Genomic DNA, 20910 nt, shown 5'->3' on the forward strand with positions numbered 1-20910 from the left:
CACGACCGGGGGCTCAAAGCTCCCCGCGCATGGCTGCTTACGGACAGGCCTATGGCTTACCCGCTGTTTGCAGCTCTGAAACGAACTCCTGGAAGCCCTTGTGACCGGCGAGAACCTGCGCGGCGGCCGCACGCAGCAGGTCGACCTGTTCGCGTTCGAGTTTGAAACTGGTGTGAAGACTGTCGAGGACCTGGCGTTCGTCCGGATTTTCGATGCCCGCGAAGCTCACTTCGACGAAACGGCAGTCCGGTCCGGAAGGCTTGTTTCCGTTCGCGTCCGTACCGCCGCAATCCAGCAGACCCTGAAGTTCATAGCTTCGGAGAAGCAGGCGAATATACTCGACCTCGGCCCGTGTGAAATTGGACAAGGGCGTTGTGCCTGCCGCGAGGAGCGTCTTGATGAATCCCAAGGGCGACTCCTTCGCATCCCAACCGCGGTCAACGCTCGTCTCCGCGTTCACGGTAATAATCAGAAACTTCTCGACGCCCTTGAAATAGCCCGCGGGTATGTCCGAATCGTTCCCAAGCGATTGGCGCAGCACCTGGATGACCGGCAACAACCCCAGGTTGTCGGCCACGCCGCCATCCGTGAGATGGATGAAGGGCCGACCCCGCTGGCCGTAGTGCGCCAGGCTGCGCGCATGGTCGTAGGTCCAGCTGTCGGGCTCCTCGGCGGCCAGAGCAGCTCTCTCCCATTCCGGCAGTCCATAGTCTGCGCCACGCTCATAATTCCGCAACGTCAGCGGAGGAAACGCGCCCGGAAATGCCGCCGAAGCCGCCACCGCATAGCCTATCGGGAAAGAACCGAGATCGGAATACAGGTGATCGAACTGGTCCTGAGTGAATTCGAACCGCGTGCCCGGCGCAATGTCCGTAGCGTTGATGATCAGGAACGGACGCCGTCCCGCGGCGCACAGATCGGCAAACGTCTTTTCTTCGAAGAACTCGCGGCCGAATCGCATGGCCATAATGTCGGTGCGGGTAAAAAACGGGGACAACAGGCGGAAATTCGTGCGTGGAAACAGGAGCTGCTTGATCAGATTGCCCTGGATGTTCTTGTACAGAACCTTCTCAGGGAAGTCCTCGAAGATGCGGTCGCCGAACAGGCCGTAGTATGCCGCAGGAAGGCTGCCGCCGGACACCGACGAGATGACGTCCACCTCGTCGAGCAGTGAACGTTCGGCTCCTCCCCACGTGATCCGGGTGTCGCGCAGGACCTCGAGCACGCCGTAGGCCAAGGCCGCGGCCCGCGTGCCGCCCCCCGAAAACGTCAACACGACCACGAGCGAGTCGCTGTTGGCGCCGCTCGGTCCGAAGTTCTTCATTCGGTATCCGTACGACGGGTCAAAATGATCCAGGCGCTGGTTGCGCGCACTCGGCGTGCTGACGCAGCCGCAGAGCATGAGGACTACCCCAAGCGCGCACGCGAGTGCCATGGGGCGGTCGAGATGACGCATTCTTTTCATATTTTGATCATGATAATGCATTCTTCCGCACAAGACCTCACGAGCCTGTAACCGATGTCTCCCGCCGCCAGAACCCATTATATCCTGGTCCAATAATCTATTCGCTCTCAACACCCCCGCGATTGCTGCGATGTAAGCAGCGCGCCCTGTGCCAGGTCCGAATAGGGCCCGAAACCGCGGTATTGGCCCTTCTCGACCGCCCTAATTCCCCCTACATTTCTCGACCCGCGTTTACATTGCTCAGGCGAATCAGACGGCTCAGACGGAGCGATGCCCCTTTTGAGCGATGACCATGATTTCGATCTCATCCAGGTCGATGGGGCGTTTACCCCAGTTTCCTGCCGTTCCGCCCCAGATGTTCAAGACTTTCAGGCCTGCCGCGCGAAACAAGAGCACGAGTTCAGTTGGCACAAATCCGCGCGCTCGCAACTCCATTTCAGGCAAGCCCGGCCTTGGCGCAACCGAGGACACGCTCGTCATCGTGGCGGCATCAAACTGGCCTTGGTCCGCGTCCTTTTGGGTATGCCTTCGAATTTGGGCCAACCCGTTCAGCACGGTAGATGCCGCCTTCGTTCCACGGAAAGAAGGCCGCGTCCGATGCCGCTCCCGCCGACATGCTTCAGCGTGGCCGCCGATTCCACGTGATTGATTCGCACGGCCATTCTCTGATTAACTCAGATAAGAGCATCTTCAGAATCATAATGGTGACCTCGCGGATACAGTTTCGCTCGCTTCGAAATGAGAAAGCAATCCCAGGAAGGGGAGGGTTAAACCGTGCAAGAATCCGAGAAAACCGCCCGCTCTGTGGCAGCGTTGCTGCTGTGCCCGGTACTTTGGTGTGTGGGGCTGAACGTCGCATACGGAGACAAGACCGAAGAAAAGGTCCGCTTTACGGACACCATCGCCGCGCTGGGAGGAAAGAATCTGGTGCCCAACGCGTCCTTCGAGGCGGGCGAGGCCGGATGGTCCTCCCTCGGGCATGGCGCCGGTTTCCAGAACGCTTGGGCTCCTCTGGCGCCGAATTGGGGCAACCTGAGTGCTCTGCACGGCACGGTGGAAGAGTCGTCAGGCACTCATGGCCGGGCTTTTCTGCGCATCCAACTGGGCGGTAACCACACGCCCGTATTCCATTTTGACTACTTCCATCCGGTGAATCACCGCGAGTTGCGGCCGTTGGCGGCGAATCTGGGTTGGCTCGAGGTGAACCCCGGCGAGCCCTATACAATCTCCCTCGACATGCGCGCATCCCGCAACGGTGTACCAGCCGCCTTCGGCGTTGAGAATGAAGACCCCGCCCAGGGGTTGTTGGCAGAACCGGAGGAGATTCTCGAGACGGTGGTTCTCACACAGGACTGGAAACGGTACAGCCACACGTTCGTGCCCAAGTATCCGTTTCTCTTTGTACTGGCCGGACCGGACTTGGCACAGGAAGAGAACGTCATCGTGGACGTGGACGCCATCCAGCTTGAGAAAGGGACCCAAGCCACAAGCTTCGTGCCGCGCAACGAACTCGAAGTCGGCATTGTCCCCTCGGCGTCCGCTGGCGTGTTTACCACAGGCGAGCCCGCGAGCCTGCAGATCACTGCCTGCAACAGCGCGAATGCCCCCGCACGCGCCAAAGTGAGTTTCAGGGTGATCGATTTCTTCGACAATCCGGTCGAACTTCCTGCCGTTACCATAGAGGTCCCGCCATCGTCCCTGGTGAAGAAAACCGTCCCCCTGCCGGCACAGTGGCAGGGCTTTTACCGGCTGGTGGCCGTTTGCAGGAGCGGCCAGACGGAGGAGGCGCGCCTGGTGCGTGTGGCTATCGTCCCGCCGCGAACAGCGCGTGAGACCGTTATCGGCGTCAACCACGCCTATCCCACGGAATTCCTGATCGAGCTGGCTAAGAAGGCCGGCGTGAGCTGGTATCGCGACTGGTCGCTCAAATGGCAGCACGTTGAACCAGAACCCGGGAAATTTCAGTGGGAAATCAGCGACCCGCAAATAAACCGGGTCGCCGCTCACGGCGTGAACGTGATAGCCATGATCCCTTTTCCCTCGGCCGAATGGAATTCCACGGCGCCGTCCCTGGAAACGCTCAAGGCCGAGTCGGAGCGTTACAGAGCGGGAGGACGAGGCGACGATCAGGAACTGATACCGCGGGCGCGATGGGCCTGGATGCCACGGGATGCAAACGAACTGGCCAACTTCATCAAAGCCGGAGTCGGTCGTTACACGGAGCAGGTCCAAGTTTGGGAGTTCTTGAATGAGCCCCTGTTTACATCCTATTCGCTGCCGGATACCGCTTCCTTGCGCAGCACGACGCTTGAAGGCCACACGTTCGACGATTACCTCAACCTGCTCCGGACAGCCGCTTCCGCTATCCGGGCCGCCAACCCCGGCGCCCGCATCGTTGGAGGGACGGGCATGTTCAACAATGCGAAATACACCATCCCGACGGTGGAGGCGGGCATCCTTGATACCGTCGATATCTTCGGCGTTCATGACTACCCCGGCAAGACCGAGCCGGAAGCCCGTTTCACACTAAGCGAAGAGTTGTTGGCGGCAATGAAAGCGCACGGCGGCCCCAAGCCCATCTGGATGACCGAATTCTCCTATTTCGGCACCGACGACCTGCCACGCACGCCGTTCAAACCCACGCCGGGTTCATTTTCCGAAAGCAGACTCCTCAGCGAGAAAGACGTCGCTGATTACATCATCCGTTACTGCACGATGTTTTTGGGGCGCGGCGGCGAAAAGATCTTTCTGCATTCCGGATGCACCGGTTCGGTAAACAAACCCGGCACGGAAAGCTGCCTGTTTGCCGGCGGCGGCGTGCGTAAGGTTTTCGCCGCACTCGCCGTCTTCACCGAACTGATGGGACCCAGCCCGCAATACATTGCGGACAAGACCGGCGCAGGTGGCCTGGTTTTCGCCTTTGAGACCGGCCGCCAGGCCGTTCTGGTGTTATGGGACCCGGAAGAGAACGCAACGGTCAGCGTGCCGGACAGAGCAACTCGTCTCAACATCATGGGGCAGGAAATCAACAGGTCCAGGCTGCGCCTCACCGCCTCGCCGGTCTACTTGATTGGCGAGACCGGCTCGGCGAGACAACTCTTCCTGGAATGCGCCAGGGCAGCTCAGTGAATAGGCAAGATCGACGGCCCGTATAGTCAAGATATTCGATTGAGGTTGTAAGCGGTTCTGATTGAGTGTCTCATTTTCGAAGACTACGTACACGGCAGGGACGGAGGCATGTAGGCAAAAAGGGGTAGGGAGGGCAGGTCCATGGCATGGAAAGTTTTCTACAGTTTTCACTACGAGCAGGACAGCTCGCGTGCCGAAAAGGTACGGCAAATCCGCTTCGTCGAAGGAAATCAACCCGCAACGGACAATGACTGGGAAACCATTACGAAAGGTGGTGCCGCTACCATTCAGAAATGGCTCGACAGTCAACTCCAGGGGAAGGATGCCGCGATCGTCCTGATTGGCGAGTACACAGCCGAACGGAAATTGATAAACTACGAAATCCGAAGGGCTTGGCAAGCCCGAAAGGGTGTGCTTGGCATCTATGTCCACAACCTCGAAGACCGCTGGGGGGAACAATCACCCAAAGGGAGAAACCCTTTTGACGATATCACGTTCAGGTCGGGCACGTTCTCCAGGATCGTGATTGCCTATGACCCGCCTTTCAGCAGGAGCAAAGACGTCTACAATCACATCGCTGACAACATCAGCGCCTGGATAAGTGATGCGGTAAAGATCAGGGGACAATATGCCTGATGCCCCGCGTAATTTCGGGGACACAATACTCAATTGTCACTACGAATCCACAGAACATTCATGGCAGGTAGTGCGCGCAATAGCCCAATTGAGTATTGTGTCCCCGAAATTACCAAGCTCAGTCCTGAGGTACGAAGACGTAGTCAATTCTGACGACGGCTGTGGGCCCGCTGGTGCCGCCTGAACCCACAACGACGCAACTGCCGTCCTCATTCAGTACCAAGTCCTGGATCCGTTTTGCGCCAAACTCTTCCATCTCGAAATTCCAGAGAAGGACGCCGGCCGCCGAAAACTTCGACAACATCATGTAGCCCGCATGGCTCTTACCGCCTACAATAAACCCACCGTCAGGGGTTTCCTTGATTACCCGCGGATCCTCAACTTTCTGGACGTCTGGCTCCCAATTCGACCACTCCACCTCACCCTCGCTGTTGAGCTTGGCCAGCCACGTCCCATACATCAACGCTTTCGTGATGTTGTTGATGAGGTCTCCCGCGACGAGGTAGCTGCCGTTCGCCGTTTGTGTGACTGCATGCGCGAGAGCGCCATGGTTAGCTTCTGTATACTGGTACAATTGCGACCATTGCCACCCCCCATCGCCGTCTGTCTTGATGATGAGAGCGTAGTATTGGCCGTCGTCCTGCGCGTTTCCTGCCAGGACATATCCGCCGTCAGACGTCTGTTGGCCATCTTCAATCTCTTCGGGGTAATCGCCGTTATTGTCGGTGTCAATGACCGTCACGAAGCCCGAAGTGCCCAGCTCGCCCAGGCTGTCAGTCTTCAGGATAGTCGATTGATAGGGCCCAATATACGAAACGCCAAACGCGGCATACCCGCCGTCGCCAGTCGGCTCGAGGATCGCAGGGTTGTTGGGACCACAGTAAACCGTAGTTCCGGGTCGATACGGCGAATACGCCTTCTCCCAGACTTGGTTGCGGCCGGAGTCATATTTCACAAGCACGTAACACGTGTCAGTAGGAATCTCGTCATCCGGTAGTTGCCCGCGCCCAAGAAAGACAAAGCCACCGTCGTCGGCTTCGACGAGCCCCTTTGCCGTGCATCGCCAATACTCAGCGGTGCCTACAATACGTGATGGAAACAGTTCCCAGGACTTGGCGCCACTCGCCGAAAGCTTCAGCCCGTACATGTGATAGCCAGTATCGCCGCCGCTTACCAGATAGCCCCCGTCCGAGGCATTCTCAATATTCAAACCCCAGATGCTGTTTGGCGTTGGTATGTAGCTCCAGCCAACAGTTGGCTCATCTGCAACAGGCCCCGGCCCCGTGGAGATCACAAGGTCCACTGCCGTATCGGCGTTTACGTGAGTGCCTCCCGTTGGCGTTTGCGATATGACATGCCCCGCCTCGATGGTTTCACTGGCTTCCGTGGTTACATCGCCAAGCTGCAAGTGCGCAGCCGTCAGTGCTGCCTCGGCAGCATCCTGAGTCTGTTCAAACAGGTTCGGCACTTCCACACCGCTCGAAACGACAAGATCCACGGCTGTATTTTGTTCAACACTGGTTCCCGCCGCGGGCGTATGCCGGATAACCAGGCCGACATCGACGGTAAGGCTCGCCTCGGTTGTGACAGCCCCAAGCTGGAGCGGCACAGCTCCAAGCACGAGCGCTGCACCGGTCTCAGTCATGCCCTGCACATCGGGGACCGTTACCGTGGTCGGCGAAGGCGGACAGCCGAAATTCAGGAAGGCTAACAATCCAAGCAACAATATGCCTACATACTTGTACTTCAACATTGTATAGCTCCTTTGTCGAGAACGTTGACTTGTGAAAATCGTAAAGGAAGACTTTCCGCCTTGCTCCGCTTCCGGCTGGCGTGGGGGATCTTGTATCATACAACGATGACCGATTTCCATTTGTTTCTTGCCGCGGCCGAGCCAGAATAGGGTGAACAACTCTTGAGCGCTCCCCATGCTGAAGTCGGGGTCGCTGCCGCCGACGCCTTATTGCGTATCGAACGCCGGATAGCCCGGTAATTGTAGGGTGCTATCCATCCGCATTTGCAGCCCCGGGTACGTCCTATTGCTCCACCCGCGCATTGACCAGGGCGAAACACAGTTCTAGGCCATGGACGGCTACCTTGCGCGCCGAGATCTTCTCATCGGCATGGTGAAGGTGCTGCGGGACGTTCTCAAGGCCGACGACCCGCCCGATGCCTATGGCGTAGGGTACACCGCTCTCGCGTGGACCCACGATGGCCAGACCCGGGTGCGCAACCTGCCCACTTCTTCGACCCAGATCCGCAGAAAGCCGCCCGGGATCACGCCCATGCCTGGATCGACGGGCAGGTTCTTGTTGACGACCAAGTCTACTTCCATTACGGCGGCTGCGCCCGTGGCCGCAAGGTCAACCGGTTCGAGGAACGCCAGATTGGCCAGGTGAGGTTGCCGCGCGACCGCTGTGTCGCCCGCGAAGCCCAATCGCAGCCCGGGCGTCCCCGCACGCCGTGGATGACTCGGCCTTGGTTCAGAGGCTCCAGCCGTCGCGGTACGGGCGATGGAGGTAGTCGTTCGCCTTTTCGTTGTTGGTGAACTTGAGATTGGGGCCGTCCCAGGCGAGTTTGGTCCCCGCGCGAAGGGCAACGTTGCCCAGCAGCGGCGTCTCGGTGAGCAGCCCCGCGTGGTCCACGAAATTCGCTCCTGCGGGCGCCCCGCCCCGGCACGCGTCTACCCATTCCTTGTAGTGTCCCACTGAACGGGGAAGCGTCTTGGGGGGCATCGCGTACGACTCCATGCGGGCCTCGGGGATTAGTCGGTAACCCATCATCTTCCCTTTCTCACCCGTATAGATAACGTCTTCGATGCGGTACTCGGGCTCGAGTTCCTCGGGACGCGGCGGCTTCAACCCGCCGTCATACCAGGTCAGCTTCACCGGCGGCATGTCACCCCGGGCTGGGAACTGATAGCGGGCGATCACCCCTTGGGGATAGATCTCCGGGTCAAGTTTCGTGGAACTCGCCTCGACACTTACAGGATAGGTCAGCTTCAAGGCCTTGAATACGGTAGAAAGCTTGTGGCACCCGAGGTCGCCAAGGAGCCCGGTTCCGAAATCCCACCAGTTCCGCCACGTCCACGGACAATACTCGGGGTGATAAGGCCGTTCGGGCGCGGGTCCCAGCCAGAGGTCCCAGTCGAGCCCGTCAGGGACGGGCGGGGTGTCCGTGGGCCGTCCCTCGAAGGCGGGATAGTGCCAGAACCGCGCCCCGTGCCAAACCTCGACTTCGCGCACGGGCCCTATAGCGCCTTCCCATATCATCTCGCAGGTCACCCGTGCTTCCTCCGCGGCCTGGCCGTGATTGCCTAACTGCGTGGCCACGCCGGCCTTGCGCGCTGCCTCCGTGACTTGCCGCGCCTCATACACCGAGTACGTGAGCGGTTTCTCGCAATAGACGTGCTTGCCCCGTTTCAGCGCCGCCATTGTGATGACCGCGTGAGTGTGGTCCGGCGTCGACACGACCACGCCATCGACATCCTCCTTGTCCAAGAGTTCACGGTAATCCGCGTAGGCCCGGCACCCTTGATAGCTGCCAGAAGCACTCGTCTTCGTATAGTACTCGTCCGCCAACCGCCTCGCAGGTTCCCGGCCAGCGGGTTTGCGATCCCTGCCCGATGACCAATTCCATGACTGATAGTCGCTCGACTCCTTTACCACGTCGCACACGGCCACAACCTGTACCTCAGCGAACTGGAGCAGCGACATGAGGTTCTGTATGCCCTGTCCGCCCGTCCCAATGAACGCCAGCGTTGTCCTTTCACTCGGCGGAATAGGGTCTGCTGCTCCCAGCGCATGCCGGGCAACAACGCCCAATACCGCCGCCCCGGCAGTCCCCCCCAGAAATGTTCGCCGTGACATCCCGCCTCCACGTCCACTACGATTCAGCCTGACCTTGCGCCCCGGGCTTAACATTGATGATCCTCCTTGGACGGGTGCAGCCTCCCGGCCGGTCCGAGAAAACACAAACATAGCCTTCGAATTGAGGCCAGCATATCCTGCGTCTCAGGGACTGTCAATATAACGAAGATAGATAACTATGGGTAATGAAATCTAATTTCAGGGACACAATACTCAATTGTCACTACGAATCCACAGAACATTCATGGCAGGTAGTGCGCGCGAGAGCCCAATTGAGTATTGTGTCCCCGAAATTAACCGTTGCAGTATGGCAGAGGCACGCGACTGCAGAGATACGCTTCGTCTTGAGACGCGTAGTTTGACGTGAATAACGGCAAGACACTTGCATCAACGCTCAGGCCATATTCGCTCTCGAGAATGAAACCGAATCCGTCTAGTTGAGTCTCCAAGTTGATGGGCGTCCAGCGGAGCACGTCCACAAGGGGGTCCTGGTCCCACCGAAAACGGAATATCGGCGTGATGGTGTAGCCGCAGAGGCACGGCGGCCGGGGGGCGGTCCCCGAATAACCCATCACGTCCAGCCAGTAACCCCATTCCCGCTGGAAACGGGTGTCCGACATCCGGACGCACACCACATCGTCCGTAACAAAGCTCCGCACCCACGCCTCGATCGTCATAGGTTCATCCTGCACCGAAAGGTCGAGCACCATGAGTTCGCCGTCCACGTTGAGCACGACGGAGTGATGGTAGGGCCAGTAGATGAAGAAGGGGTCTCCTGAGACCGGTGTACCGTCTGGCTGGACCAGTGTTTGTTCGGCGATCAGCGGCCCGCTGACGTTGATCGTGGCCACGTCAATGCCCGCGTTTTCGGCCAAGTCCGCGATGTGTTCTGGCGTGATGTCCTCCTCGCGCATGACAGGGGGCGTCTCGCTCAGCGGAAACGACACCGATGCGATCGCATACTGCATCGCCAGCGTGCGTTCCTCGCAGGCCGTGTTGACCATGGCCCACGCGACGCCCCGGGGCTCGCCGCCGGCGGCAACGGTCTGCATGCCTCGTACGTAGGCGCCCAGCGCCGTCGCGTCTGCGAACGAGACAGGACGCATGCCGGGGATCGGCGCGTTCGTGGAATCTGCGCAGTCCGGCCCAGCGGAGACCACAATGTTGACCGTGCTGCCTGGAGCTGCCCACGCGCCCGGCAGCGGCTCCTGCGATACGACGCACCCCACGGGAACCGTATCGCTCAACGCGTCAGTCACCTCGCCCGACAGGAGTCCCGTATCGCTCAGCGCCGCCTCCAAGTCCTCTTCCGCCATCCCCAACAGGCTTGGCACAAGGTGATACGAACAAGGACAACCGCTTAGCACAACAAACACAGCGATGAGCGTGATTGCCCCAACTGCGTGGTTCAGGCGAATTCTCAACAGTGTCGTTGGCATGGGATGTTCCCTCGCTTCTTCTTGGGGCCCCTACCCCCAGCAGCAGTCTAGGGACAGAATTCGATGCTGTCAACTGGCGTGGCCCCGCGCCCGCTGGGTCTGACAGATCATCTTCTTCACGATCCTCTGTTTCCCACTGGCGGATCAGTGTGACCACCAGAAGCCACGCCTGCAGATCGTTTCGGGCACGCGGGCGAACCCTGTCGTTCCCGAAAACTCGTTCTTGTTGCCAGGCAAGAACTTGTGGGGGTCGGGCGTACGTCTGAATTCGTCGTCCCGCGACGCCTCTCTCACGTTTTCCGCTTCGTACGGCGTCTGGGATGTGTCATCTGTGCGTACTGATCCGTCTGGAAAACGAGTTCTTCACGTGCGGGCCGCCTAGCCGCACTGTTGCGCGTGGCGGCCATGTCTTTCCCGCCGCAGACCGGGCATGGCGTGTATCCCAGGGCCTCTAAACTGCGGACGTCTTCTTTCTGCCGGTGTTGCACAGGGAGGTTCGCGCAGTTCGTCCCGTGATAGTACCGGTCCGTGCCTCCGACGTACGGTTTCTGGTTAACCTGGAGAGGTGCAGCCGCCGCCCGTGCGTTACCGGCCTGTACCGACGCCGGCGATGGTGTCATCGAATTTCCGCCTGGCTATTCCCGCGCAACGAGGCAACATACTCAGCACGGCCTTCCTCCATCCACTTCCAGATCGCGTCGTACCACAGGCCGACGCGGCGTTTCTCCAGGTCCGATTGCGCGAGGGCCTGTGCTTCGGACATCAGTTCACCCAGTTGTTCCATTCGTTCTGCGGTTCCCAGGTGTGTCCACGCGACGTTCTTCCAGTCGATGCCATTCTTTCGATGGAAGGGCGGCGGATAGTTTTCCGGGTCGCAGGCAATTTGCTCAATGCGCCTGTAAAACTCCTCCATCGGTTTGGCGGCCGCGCCGAAATAGCGGCGGAAGAACTCGTGCAGTATGGCGTCCACGTCTTGAGCGGGGTCATCCCAGAGCTTGGCGATCACATATGCTTCGAGCATGTCCTGTTCGCCGCACACGAAGATCCCCCGGACACCATCCCGAATGAACATGCGCATGGACTTCGCCGTTTCGTGCACCATCACGTTTGGGAAACACTTCCATTTATCGATGAGCGCAGGCTCCATGGGATGATGGTAGTAGTTCCAGAGAAACATCGGCGCCTTGGCTTTTTGCAGCCATTCCCTGTAAAGCCGCATATCATTCTCGCGCATCTCCTCGTGGATGGCGTATACGCAGGTGTGCAGGCATGGGGCCACGGATACATTTGGCTCGACCTCGAAGCCGTGCGGTGGCAGGGCATAATTCCAATAAGCCAGCGTGGCAATGTACTTGTCGGGATGAGTCTTCCGCACTTCCCGCGCAACCGCATTCACAAATGAGAAAAAGTAGTTGCTGACCGTGCCGCTGCTAAACTGCCCGGTTCCCATGTCCTTACCTGAATCCAGCAGCGCCCTGCATTGCTCACAAGTGCAGAAATTCGAATTGTCGTCCGGAACAATCGCAAAGTAATTGCCTACTGCTTTCCAGCCCTCGGGGACGTCTCTCCTTCCATCGAAGAAATCGCGTGCCATCTGGGCGACTTCCTCCACCAGTCTGGGATTCGTGTAACAGAGCTGCGTCCCACGACCCTTTCCTTGGGCCTGATATTCGGGATTCGTGAACATGGCTTGAATGGTTTTGGGATGGAATGTGTGGTTGCAGGCCCATTTCTCGCCACCCAGGCGCAGTCGCCGCCAGAACAAATACACCTCCTGCCGCATGACCGGCCCCCATTGCTTCTGCATGAATGGCCAATTGCCGGACCATAGCGCATTGCGGCACTTAAGGGCTGGCGAACGGCGTATGTCCACGCCTTGAACCGTGAGGGTCTTCTGGGAGGGAAACACCATGCTCGTTTCCGATGGTCCGTACCAGCGGACGTTGCAGAAGCGTTCGATGAAGTCATAAGTTGCATAACAGGTTCCTTGGTCGGCATAGACGCCCGGAAGCTCGATTTCACCCGTGCTTCGCTCAGGCAAGCCCACTGTCTTCCAATAGTCAATGCGGTGGCGCGTGTCAGCAAGCGTGTTACCGCAACTCATGGGCCGGCCGAATTCCCGCCGATTGGCATCCGTGTCCTCCCAATCGCGGCCGATGAGGATCACAGTCTCTGGGCGAAACGCGATGAGATACTCCTGCGGGGCGAAATCCGTGCTTTTGAGTCCCATCGCGCGAGTCGCCGAACTGTCGCCCACAAGCACCCGCGGTCCGGTGACAGGGTCGGTATCAGGGCGGATTGACAACTCGGCGCTCGTAATCTTGAGCACATGGTATTGAAGCTCTAGCGCCGCCAAGCGCGCCGCGGGCGTCGCGTGTTCCGACACAACAATCGTGCACGCAGGCTGCCCATCCCGTGCAAGCGTAAATGCGGGTTTGTCAGTCGGCCCGGCGCTTTCATGCCCGAACTCCGCGCATGCACTGCAGAAGTGCAAGAGACACGTCAGAACGCAAGACCACAAGATACGATGCATCGTAAGACCTTTGCTCAAAGTCGGGGCTCCTCTGTTCGCAAGCCTATGTCGAGTTCGCCGCGGCAGATTCAGCACGTGCGCTTGTAGCAGTCAGACGCAGAATCGCTACTGCCATTGCAGACACACTCGCGTCTTCTCCCCCGTGATTTGCCAGGACTTCCCTTACGAGACCAGCGTAGCGCCCGCGCCGATTCTCATTCAAACGCAGAGAAACGCTCCATGCACAGGAAATCAGCCGCATCCTTTCCGTAGGCGCCGATGCCATCTCTCTGAAAGTAGCGGGGGCGGGGTTCGAACCCGCGATTGGGCCGCGGGTTCGCGTCCCGCAGCCTCACCCCTCGACCGCGAGTTCGAAGCACGCCGCTTCTTCTGCATTCCGGACGAATAATCTCCCGTGCGCAATGATGGGGTGATTCCAGGTCTTACCGCCGATCGCCTGGAAACGGGCGATCACCCTGAACCCGCCCGGTACAGCCGGAACAAAAGCCACTTCTCCTATTTCGCTCAGCACGAGAAGCATGTCCATGTCCGCAATAAGCAGCAACTGTCCGCTGAACGGCTCTCCTGTCCAGAGCCGCTTGCCGGTTTCGACCTCAAGGCAGGCCAAGCGCTCGCCGTCATATCCGTAGTAGTGGCCCTCGTGGAATACGCCGTTGTTGAAGTACGGCCGGCATTTCTCACATGTCCATCTCTCTTCGGCCGTCCACTCAGAATCCTGTTCTTTGACGCGCACCAGGCGCGTTCCGGTGCCGGTCGTTGCTGCCAGCATCACGCATTCTTGGTTGTATACGAATGGTTGTACGCTGCGAGGGTACTTCTCGCTTTTCCATTTATAAGCCCACAGCCGGTCCCCCGTCTCCGCCACAAAACCCTCCAACCCGGCATTACTTGCCATGACCACCTGCGGCACGCCCCTTACCGCATCCAGCATCGGGGAACAGTAACCGCCGCCCAACTCTCCTCCCCGCCATGCCTCCGCGCCGGTAATACCGTCATAAGCGATGACACACTCACCTTCGCCCCCGCCGGTGAACACGATTAACAGATGCCCGGCCACAAGGGGTGAACTGCAGAATCCATACGTGGGCACATCCATTTCCGCGTCTTTCTTCAGATCGCGCTGCCAAATACCCGCGCCTGTAGTGGCATCAAGGCACTGCAGAATTCCAGTGCACCCTTGTGTGTAAAGTCTGCCCTCGGCATACACCGGCGTAGCGCGCGGCCCCAATCCCATCGAATCGTCATAGACCGCTTGTATGCTGTTATTCCATACCGGTTCCCCCGTGGCCGCTTGGTAACAGGTCACCAATTCCTCTTCGCCGCGTTGCTCCTGGGTAAACAGATAGTCGCCCACCGCGATAAACGACGACCAGCCTGCGCCGATTGGCCGCCGCCATATCTCTCGGGGCGGCGCGCTCTTGTCGATACGGAAGCGCACGCCATTGAGGATGGCTTGCCGCCCGGCCCCGCGAAAATCAGGCCAGTCGTCCGGACCCGGAACGGGGGGGAGCTCCGCCACACCGCCCCCCTCCAAAGCGAACTCCTTCTCTGAGCGCTCGACCTCCGTCGGACGCCATCGCCAGGACAGAATGGGTGCTAAATCGCCGCCGAGACTCTCCACACGTAGGGCGCCAAAGACCCCCGTACACCCCAAAAGACATGCTACAAGCAGCCAACGCCGTGTCCGCCACCGCATCCGATATGTCGCCAGCAAGACCAGCACCGTACCTATGGTCATATAAGGCACGGCAATCGCGACCAACAAGGCGCCGAACCATAGGGGACGCTGAGAAAGTGCGATTACCGTAACGGCGACACCGAATAGAACAAAGCCCGCGAGGCGGCTCCATACCGGTACCCGGCTCAACGCCAGCCACCAGAGAACAAACAGGAGCGTCGATATCAGCGGGACCCCGCCCAGCGCGATCCCGTTCTCGATATTGTTCGTCGATCCGAACAAGCGCAATGCCACTGCCGCCGCCACGTGAATCAATGCAATCGCCGCCGGCGGCCATAGCCGTATCCGATCGCTCTTTACTATGCCCGTTGTCTGATCTCGCACTTGATCTATAGCCTCAGTAATTTCGGGGACACAATACTAAATTGTCCCTACGAATCCACAGAACATTCATGGCAGGTAGTGCGCGCGAGAGCCCAATTGAGTATTGTGTCCCCGAAATTAGCCACCCGAACGAAAACATACCGACCTATACGTTCATCAGCGATCGGCGACCTTCACGACAGGCGGCTGTTTCCATGTGCCGTTGAGGACGTCTTCTTTCGGCCAGTAGATCCGCAGAACTGTCATAAATGGCCCATTGGGCGCGGGCAGCCAGTTGGATTCCTTGTCCTTGCCGGGCGAATCCTTTTGAATGTAAACCGTCAACCCACCATCGGGGTCGAGCTTGAGACCCGGTAGCATCGGAGAATTGATGAGATATCGATTGATGGGGTTCGCGACCAAGAGGGACTCCGGCAGTTGGTACATCGTCAAAGACCAGAAGGCATTGGCAGGCGGCAACTGGCCGGGCGCGAAACGCAAGGCATAGCGGTTATTCGAGGCGTCCAGGCCCTTGCCGGCTGCATCCAACTGATAGACAGGATACAGGGCCTCCTGCTTCGAGTTGCCGTAGATTCCCAACACCGCCCCGGCGAAGCGGTAGAGATATTTGTTCTTCAGGTATTCGCGCGTGCCAAACAAATCTCCGCTGTTTACTTTGCCGGTCGCCAGAAGGGTCTCTTGGAATTCCTTGAGCTCTTTCCAGGCATCGGCTATACCATCGGACATCGCCTGTTTCACCTCGGGCGAGAGATTCGCTACGTCGATGTGCTTACCCGCTCCAATACCGATCTCGCCAAACCGCTTCATCAGGTCCTTCTCGGAAGGCGCGGTTGGGCAGAACTGCAGAACGAAGTTGAGGACGTTGAAGAACTCCAACGACGTCTTCTGGTCTGCGGGCGTCAGCGGCCGAATCCACTCAATCGCCGGGGCGGGTTTGGGTGCGGGCTTCCCCAGAAAAGCCGAGAGTGGCTGCAACTTATACCCCGCCTGGACTTTCTTCACGTTGTCGAGGTCACCAGGGTTGAAGAGCTGCGTACGGTAGACAATCAGAGCAAGTTCCGTCTCCGAGCGAATGACTTTCGTGATTCCTTTCGGCTTTTCCCCTTTCCAGGCCGGCCCGGCGACCAGAAAGCTGCCACCCTCGTTGCCGGTGGTACGGCTGCCGCAGTAATCGAAGTTGAACGTATAGGCATCAATGAACTGCAGCGAATAGTAGCGTTCCTTCTCGATAGCGGGCACGGTAACGACCATCGGCTCGGCCCTGAGGTCCAGACCCGCCATGGAATAAGGCGTGTCTGAGTTGGGTGTTTGGATGGCCTTGTCATCGGGAGTGAAGACACGCGCCACATTCGCAATCTCGTTCCACGGTGCTTTGAACTCCGGATTCTTGGCATCCACGTGGTATGCGTACGTGATACGATAGCCATCGACGATCGGGTTGCCGTAGATGTAGGCTTCCTTGGCGATAGTGCGTGCTTCCTTGGCACGGGCTACATCCGCAGCGTGGGCACTCATCGCCAGACAGCCGATGATTGCGGCCACAAGGATTACACCGGATACTCGTTCTCTTCTCATTGTGTCCTCTCCTCAGTAATTTCGGGGACACAATACTAAATTGTCCCTACGAATCCACAGAACATTCATGGCAGGTAGTGCGCGCGAGAGCCCAATTGAGTATTGTGTCCCCGAAATTAGAATGAATGGTGGGCGGTACAAGACTCGAACTTGTGGCCCCCTGCGTGTAAAGCAGGTGCTCTAACCAACTGAGCTAACCGCCCTCGCAAAGAAAAGAGTGTAACATTTGGCGGAGGATCTTGGCAAACGGAGGGCCCCGGTCTCTACATTCGATGGGACCAAAATGGGCGGGCTAAAGGATCCTCTGTTTGGAGAATGTCGGTCCCGCTCACATGAAATACATTTGATCCCGCAATCCCTGGGCTGTCCGTCATTCTTAACCGCTTGAGGCAAATCCCGCAAGGGGGCAGCGATGCTGGATCGGCTCAGTTCCTTTGTGGAACCGGCCCCCTCGCCGATCATTGTGGCTCAGCCTTCCGTCATGCGTCTGCCTCATCCTCATTTCGCACGTCTGAAACTCCCGCAAAGCAAAGAGAATTGCTATTTACATCATCACATGATTAATGTATAATATTGAGGCCCCTGAGTATTTAGCTGGTTATTTGCAAGTAAGGTCGAATCGGGTCTGATTTGGGGCAGCTCTAAGGCATATCGCTTTGGCGCTAACATCCACAGGGGGTAAGCACACTATGGCAAGACTTCTATCGCTCTTTCTCGGTGTCGCTGTTGCGAGCTCGCACATCGGATGCGCGACAGCACAAAGTCACCGGGCCGATGTGACTGATGATACCGGCCAGAGATTGACGGTTGGCACCGTTCAAAAGGAAATCCGGGAAGGAATGAGCCAAGCTCAAGTTGCGGAGGTTCTCGGGTCTCCGAATATCGTTTCGACGGATGAGAACCGCAGAGAGGTCTGGATCTACGATAAGTTCGCGACGGAAACCGTGTATTCAACCAGTTCAGGGGGTATTTCAGCACTGATACTGGGAGGCGGTCCCGTGGGAAGCGGAGGCATGGGAGGAGGTGCTGGAGCTGGCGCTTCACGAAGTGCGGGAGCTAGTTCAAGAACTCAACGCACGCTTACCATTATCATTAAGTATGATGAAAACAAGTTAGTGCGGGACTTCGCGTATCACACTTCAAGCTTTTGAGGTTCGACCATGAGAATCAATATCACTATCTGTCTACTATTCGTGCTTACGCTCGTTGGCAGCTGTGCCACCTCTGTACCCAAAGAAGCTCTGGCTCTGAGACCTGAAGCGCTCGAATTGCGGCAACTTCAAACACGTGTCTTCGAAACCACAGAGGAAGAAAGACTGCTGACAGCAGGACTTGGTGTTCTCCAAGACTTGGGATTCAACATCGACGAGTCCGAATCTAAACTCGGGGTGATCGTAGGGTCAAAGCAGAGGTCTGCGCGAGATGCGGGCGAAATAGCGGGTAAAGTCGTCTTAGGGGCGCTGCTGGGCGCGAATGTCCCGTGGGACAATCAGCAGATAATCCGTGTTGCGCTCGTTACACGACCGCACCCGGAATCTCGGACATCTGTGCGGGTGACATTTCAACGACGGATTTGGAACAGTAACGGCCAGCTATCCAAAATCGAGAGTATCGAAGACCCCGAGATCTATCAAGAGTTTTTTACCCGGCTTTCTAAGGGGGTATTTCTAGAGGCGCACGAGATCTAGAGGTGAGGACTATGAACAAAACACTACTATTTGTGAGCATGCTTATTATCGGCGGGATAGGATGTCAGAGTTCAGCCAACAAACAGATACTGGCCACAGGTGACTCGCAGGTTGCGCTGAGACAAATACAGACGCGTGCCTTTGACACAACAGACAAACAGAATATGCTGAGAACGTCGATAGCCACTTTGCAGGATTTGGGTTTTGTGATAGACAAAGCGGATGATGAGCTTGGCACGGTAAGCGCCACCAAACTCGACGGATACGCACTCCGCATGACGGTCTCGGTACGCCCGCGAGGAGAAACACAATTGCTTGTGCGAGCGAACGCACAATTCAACGAGAAAGCCGTGGAGGACCCCGAGCCTTACCAGCAGTTCTTTGTGGCCTTGGAAAAAGCCCTGTTCCTCGAAGCACACGAAGTGGAATAGAACGAACCAATTGGCGCTTTCGGCCAATTCGTGCTTGCCGCGACAATTCGCCAAACAGCCCGAGAGGTCCCTGTGTCCTATTGTGAGAGTGCCCCCTCGCCGGTCATTGTGGCGCAGGCTTTCAGGCTTTGCCGGTCTGCCCTTTTCAACATGGCATACGCGTCTTGCTCATGATTGGCGGCGTGCACGGGCAGGTGTGCAGGAGCCCTTCGGTCGCAGGAGCAGCGTGCAACAGCGGACCGGGCCACAGTGGGTGCCCGAGCAAGTAATGTGCATGAAGGGTCTGAACGTGTGAAAAGTTTGAAGGGATTGGAAAACGCGCCATAACCCGCGCCGCTCCAGAAGCCCCGCAAGGGGCGGCAGAGAATAGCCCAGGGCCAGCCAGGCGGAACGCGTGGCGCAGCCCTGGGATCCGCCCACCCCATGGCCAAGCCCCGCAAGGGGGCGGCGGAAGCCCCTATTCAGGGCGGTCATAGAAAACATGAGCAATACGCTGAGAACACCCTCAGATTGGAGATCGTCTGCCGGAATAGCGGGCCAACAGGTCTGTCCCGCCCGGCCAGGGGACCGGACTGACACCTCGTCCTCGGCGCCGGGCGTGCTGGGCCACGGTGCTCGGACAGCCTGGGCAATATGCCCGCCAGCTTGATTGAATATCAGGCCTCGACAATGCCCAGCGGCTGGCGTTCGCGCCATTTGCCGCGGGTAAAATCGGGGAAATCCACCGGACGGCTCTTGTCGGCGACGGACATTTCGCTGAGCGGCGCTATTACGCTCCAGGCCACGGCGTCATAGACGTCCGAGTCGGGTTCGATTCCTTCGCGCAGGCACTTGAGCAGGCGATACATCATGATGTAGTCGCCGCCGCCGTGCCCGTGGCCGAGGGCGTTCTGTTGGAGCGCCTTCCATAGGGGATGCTCGAATTCTTCGAGGTAGGGGCCGATATCCTCCCACTGATCGCCTTGGCTGCGCCCTTCGATGAAGATTTTGTCGAGGGTACCCATGTACAGGCCGTTCGTGCCCTGTGCGCGGTAGATGAGGTCGTAGGGCCTTGGCGCCTGGGTGTCGTGGTACAGAGTCACGGTCAGGCCGTTCTCGGTGCGGATCAAGGTTATGTTGATGTCGCCCAGCGCATATTCGCGCGTCGCCAGAGGGTGGTCCGGCCCGAAATGTTTGGCCGCGTAGAGATTGAGTCCGCGTGATTTGCTGCTCATGGAGACCAGGTACGCGAACTGGTCGCCCCGCGTGATGTTCATCCATTGCCCTACGGGACCTACCTGGTGGGTAGGATAGAGGCAGCCGTTGCGCCGGGCTTCGTGTTCGCCGCACCACAGAAGGTTGCCCTCGGCGTCGAAAACGTTGTTGGCGATGCGGTAGTGCTGGTACCCCGCCTCGGCATGGAGCATCTCGCCGAGCAATCCCCTGCGCACCATGTTCAAGACCATCATGGCGTTGCGGAAATAGCAGCAATTCTCCAGCAAGACGCAGTGTTTTCCGGTCTTTTCGGCCGTGTCCACCAGTTGCCAGCATTCGTCGACGGTGACCGCCGCGGGAACCTCGGTCGCGGTATGTTTGCCGGATTCCATGGCCGCAACGCAGATGGGCACGTGCCAGTGCCACGGCGCGGCGTTCATGACGAGGTCCAAGTCCTCTTGTTCGCACAGCCGCCGGAAGTCCTGGTCGCCCTGCGAGTAACCGGCCGGCTTGGGGCGCCCCTGCCCCTCGAGCACGGTTTGAGCTTCGGCAACGCGCTCGGGGACGACGTCGCAGACAGCCCGGATTTCCACGTCGGAACCGAGTGCGTTGAGGGTGCTGATGAGCGAACGGCCGCGTTTCCCGTAGCCTACCAGGCCTATCCGAACGGGTTTTCCCGCGGGTTGGGGCTGAGGCTGTTCCCCGGCGGTCTGCGCGGCCGCCGCGCCCGCCAGCATCATTCCCGCGCCTACCCGCGACCCGGCCTTCAAGAAGGCGCGCCGATCAAGCTCATTCGTCATTGTCCTGCTCCTTTGGGTTAGATGAACCTGGTTCCAAGAGAAGAAGCCCGCGCCTAAAGTAGCCGCTTCGCCCGATGGGGTCAAGGCCG

The 20910-nt window shown here is 58.5% G+C and carries 15 protein-coding genes and 2 tRNA genes; 6 read left to right on the forward strand and 11 right to left on the reverse strand.

All coding sequences use genetic code 11. From position 1 onward, the window contains the following. Positions 1-49: 49 nt before the first annotated feature. Entirely contained in the window at positions 50-1465 is a 1416-nt protein-coding gene (locus PLJ71_10950; GenBank protein ID HQM49197.1) for a patatin-like phospholipase family protein, read from the reverse strand. Positions 1466-1723: 258 nt separating this feature from the next. After that, positions 1724-2020 (reverse strand): hypothetical protein, encoded by a 297-nt coding sequence (locus PLJ71_10955; GenBank protein ID HQM49198.1) that lies wholly within the window; start codon positions 2018-2020, stop codon positions 1724-1726. Positions 2021-2239: 219 nt separating this feature from the next. Between PLJ71_10955 and PLJ71_10960 the strand changes: the two genes are divergently transcribed. Further along, on the forward strand, positions 2240-4594 hold the full coding sequence (locus PLJ71_10960) for a hypothetical protein (protein HQM49199.1): 2355 nt from the start codon (positions 2240-2242) through the stop codon (positions 4592-4594). Between the two features lie 141 nt (positions 4595-4735). Further along, positions 4736-5230: a TIR domain-containing protein gene (locus PLJ71_10965; protein HQM49200.1), complete on the forward strand. Its 495-nt coding sequence runs from the start codon at positions 4736-4738 to the stop codon at positions 5228-5230. A gap of 118 nt (positions 5231-5348) precedes the next feature. On the opposite strand, the gene PLJ71_10970 is transcribed toward PLJ71_10965, so the two are convergent. Further along, a complete protein-coding gene (locus tag PLJ71_10970) occupies positions 5349-6983 on the reverse strand; it encodes a PASTA domain-containing protein (protein HQM49201.1) in 1635 nt (544 codons plus the stop codon). A gap of 331 nt (positions 6984-7314) precedes the next feature. Here PLJ71_10970 and PLJ71_10975 point away from each other — a divergent pair, with 331 nt between their 5' ends. After that, positions 7315-7629, forward strand: coding sequence for a hypothetical protein (locus PLJ71_10975; protein ID HQM49202.1), 315 nt, complete (start codon positions 7315-7317; stop codon positions 7627-7629). 84 nt (positions 7630-7713) lie between these two features. On the opposite strand, the gene PLJ71_10980 is transcribed toward PLJ71_10975, so the two are convergent. From PLJ71_10980 to PLJ71_11010, 7 genes are all read right to left on the reverse strand, one after another. After that, a complete protein-coding gene (locus tag PLJ71_10980) occupies positions 7714-9099 on the reverse strand; it encodes a Gfo/Idh/MocA family oxidoreductase (protein ID HQM49203.1) in 1386 nt (461 codons plus the stop codon). 293 nt (positions 9100-9392) lie between these two features. Further along, entirely contained in the window at positions 9393-10538 is a 1146-nt protein-coding gene (locus PLJ71_10985; protein ID HQM49204.1) for a PASTA domain-containing protein, read from the reverse strand. A gap of 616 nt (positions 10539-11154) precedes the next feature. Further along, on the reverse strand, positions 11155-13089 hold the full coding sequence (locus tag PLJ71_10990; GenBank protein HQM49205.1) for a DUF4838 domain-containing protein: 1935 nt from the start codon (positions 13087-13089) through the stop codon (positions 11155-11157). Positions 13090-13347: 258 nt separating this feature from the next. Beyond that, positions 13348-13436: transfer RNA gene (locus PLJ71_10995), tRNA-Arg, on the reverse strand. Continuing rightward, the gene (locus PLJ71_11000) at positions 13403-15133 is read right to left on the reverse strand and encodes a PQQ-binding-like beta-propeller repeat protein (protein ID HQM49206.1); all 1731 of its coding nucleotides are present in this window, start codon (positions 15131-15133) and stop codon (positions 13403-13405) included. Before PLJ71_11000 ends, PLJ71_10995 begins: the two co-directional genes overlap by 34 nt. A 156-nt stretch (positions 15134-15289) precedes the next feature. Further along, the gene (locus PLJ71_11005) at positions 15290-16648 is read right to left on the reverse strand and encodes a DUF1254 domain-containing protein (GenBank protein ID HQM49207.1); all 1359 of its coding nucleotides are present in this window, start codon (positions 16646-16648) and stop codon (positions 15290-15292) included. Between the two features lie 186 nt (positions 16649-16834). Beyond that, positions 16835-16911: transfer RNA gene (locus tag PLJ71_11010), tRNA-Val, on the reverse strand. Positions 16912-17397: 486 nt separating this feature from the next. On the opposite strand from PLJ71_11010, the gene PLJ71_11015 reads away from it, so the two are divergent. The 3 genes from PLJ71_11015 to PLJ71_11025 are packed head-to-tail and all read left to right on the forward strand — an operon-like array spanning position 17398 to position 18827. Beyond that, positions 17398-17859, forward strand: coding sequence for a hypothetical protein (locus PLJ71_11015; protein ID HQM49208.1), 462 nt, complete (start codon positions 17398-17400; stop codon positions 17857-17859). A 9-nt stretch (positions 17860-17868) separates the two neighbouring features. Then, entirely contained in the window at positions 17869-18396 is a 528-nt protein-coding gene (locus PLJ71_11020) for a hypothetical protein (GenBank protein ID HQM49209.1), read from the forward strand. Between the two features lie 11 nt (positions 18397-18407). After that, a complete protein-coding gene (locus PLJ71_11025) occupies positions 18408-18827 on the forward strand; it encodes a hypothetical protein (GenBank protein ID HQM49210.1) in 420 nt (139 codons plus the stop codon). 656 nt (positions 18828-19483) lie between these two features. On the opposite strand, the gene PLJ71_11030 is transcribed toward PLJ71_11025, so the two are convergent. After that, positions 19484-20821 carry a Gfo/Idh/MocA family oxidoreductase gene (locus PLJ71_11030; GenBank protein HQM49211.1) on the reverse strand — a complete coding sequence of 446 codons (1338 nt, stop codon included), beginning with the start codon at positions 20819-20821 and terminating at the stop codon, positions 19484-19486. Positions 20822-20910 lie beyond the last annotated feature (89 nt).

This window comes from Candidatus Hydrogenedentota bacterium, from assembly GCA_035416745.1.
GTDB lineage: Bacteria > Hydrogenedentota > Hydrogenedentia > Hydrogenedentales > SLHB01 > UBA2224.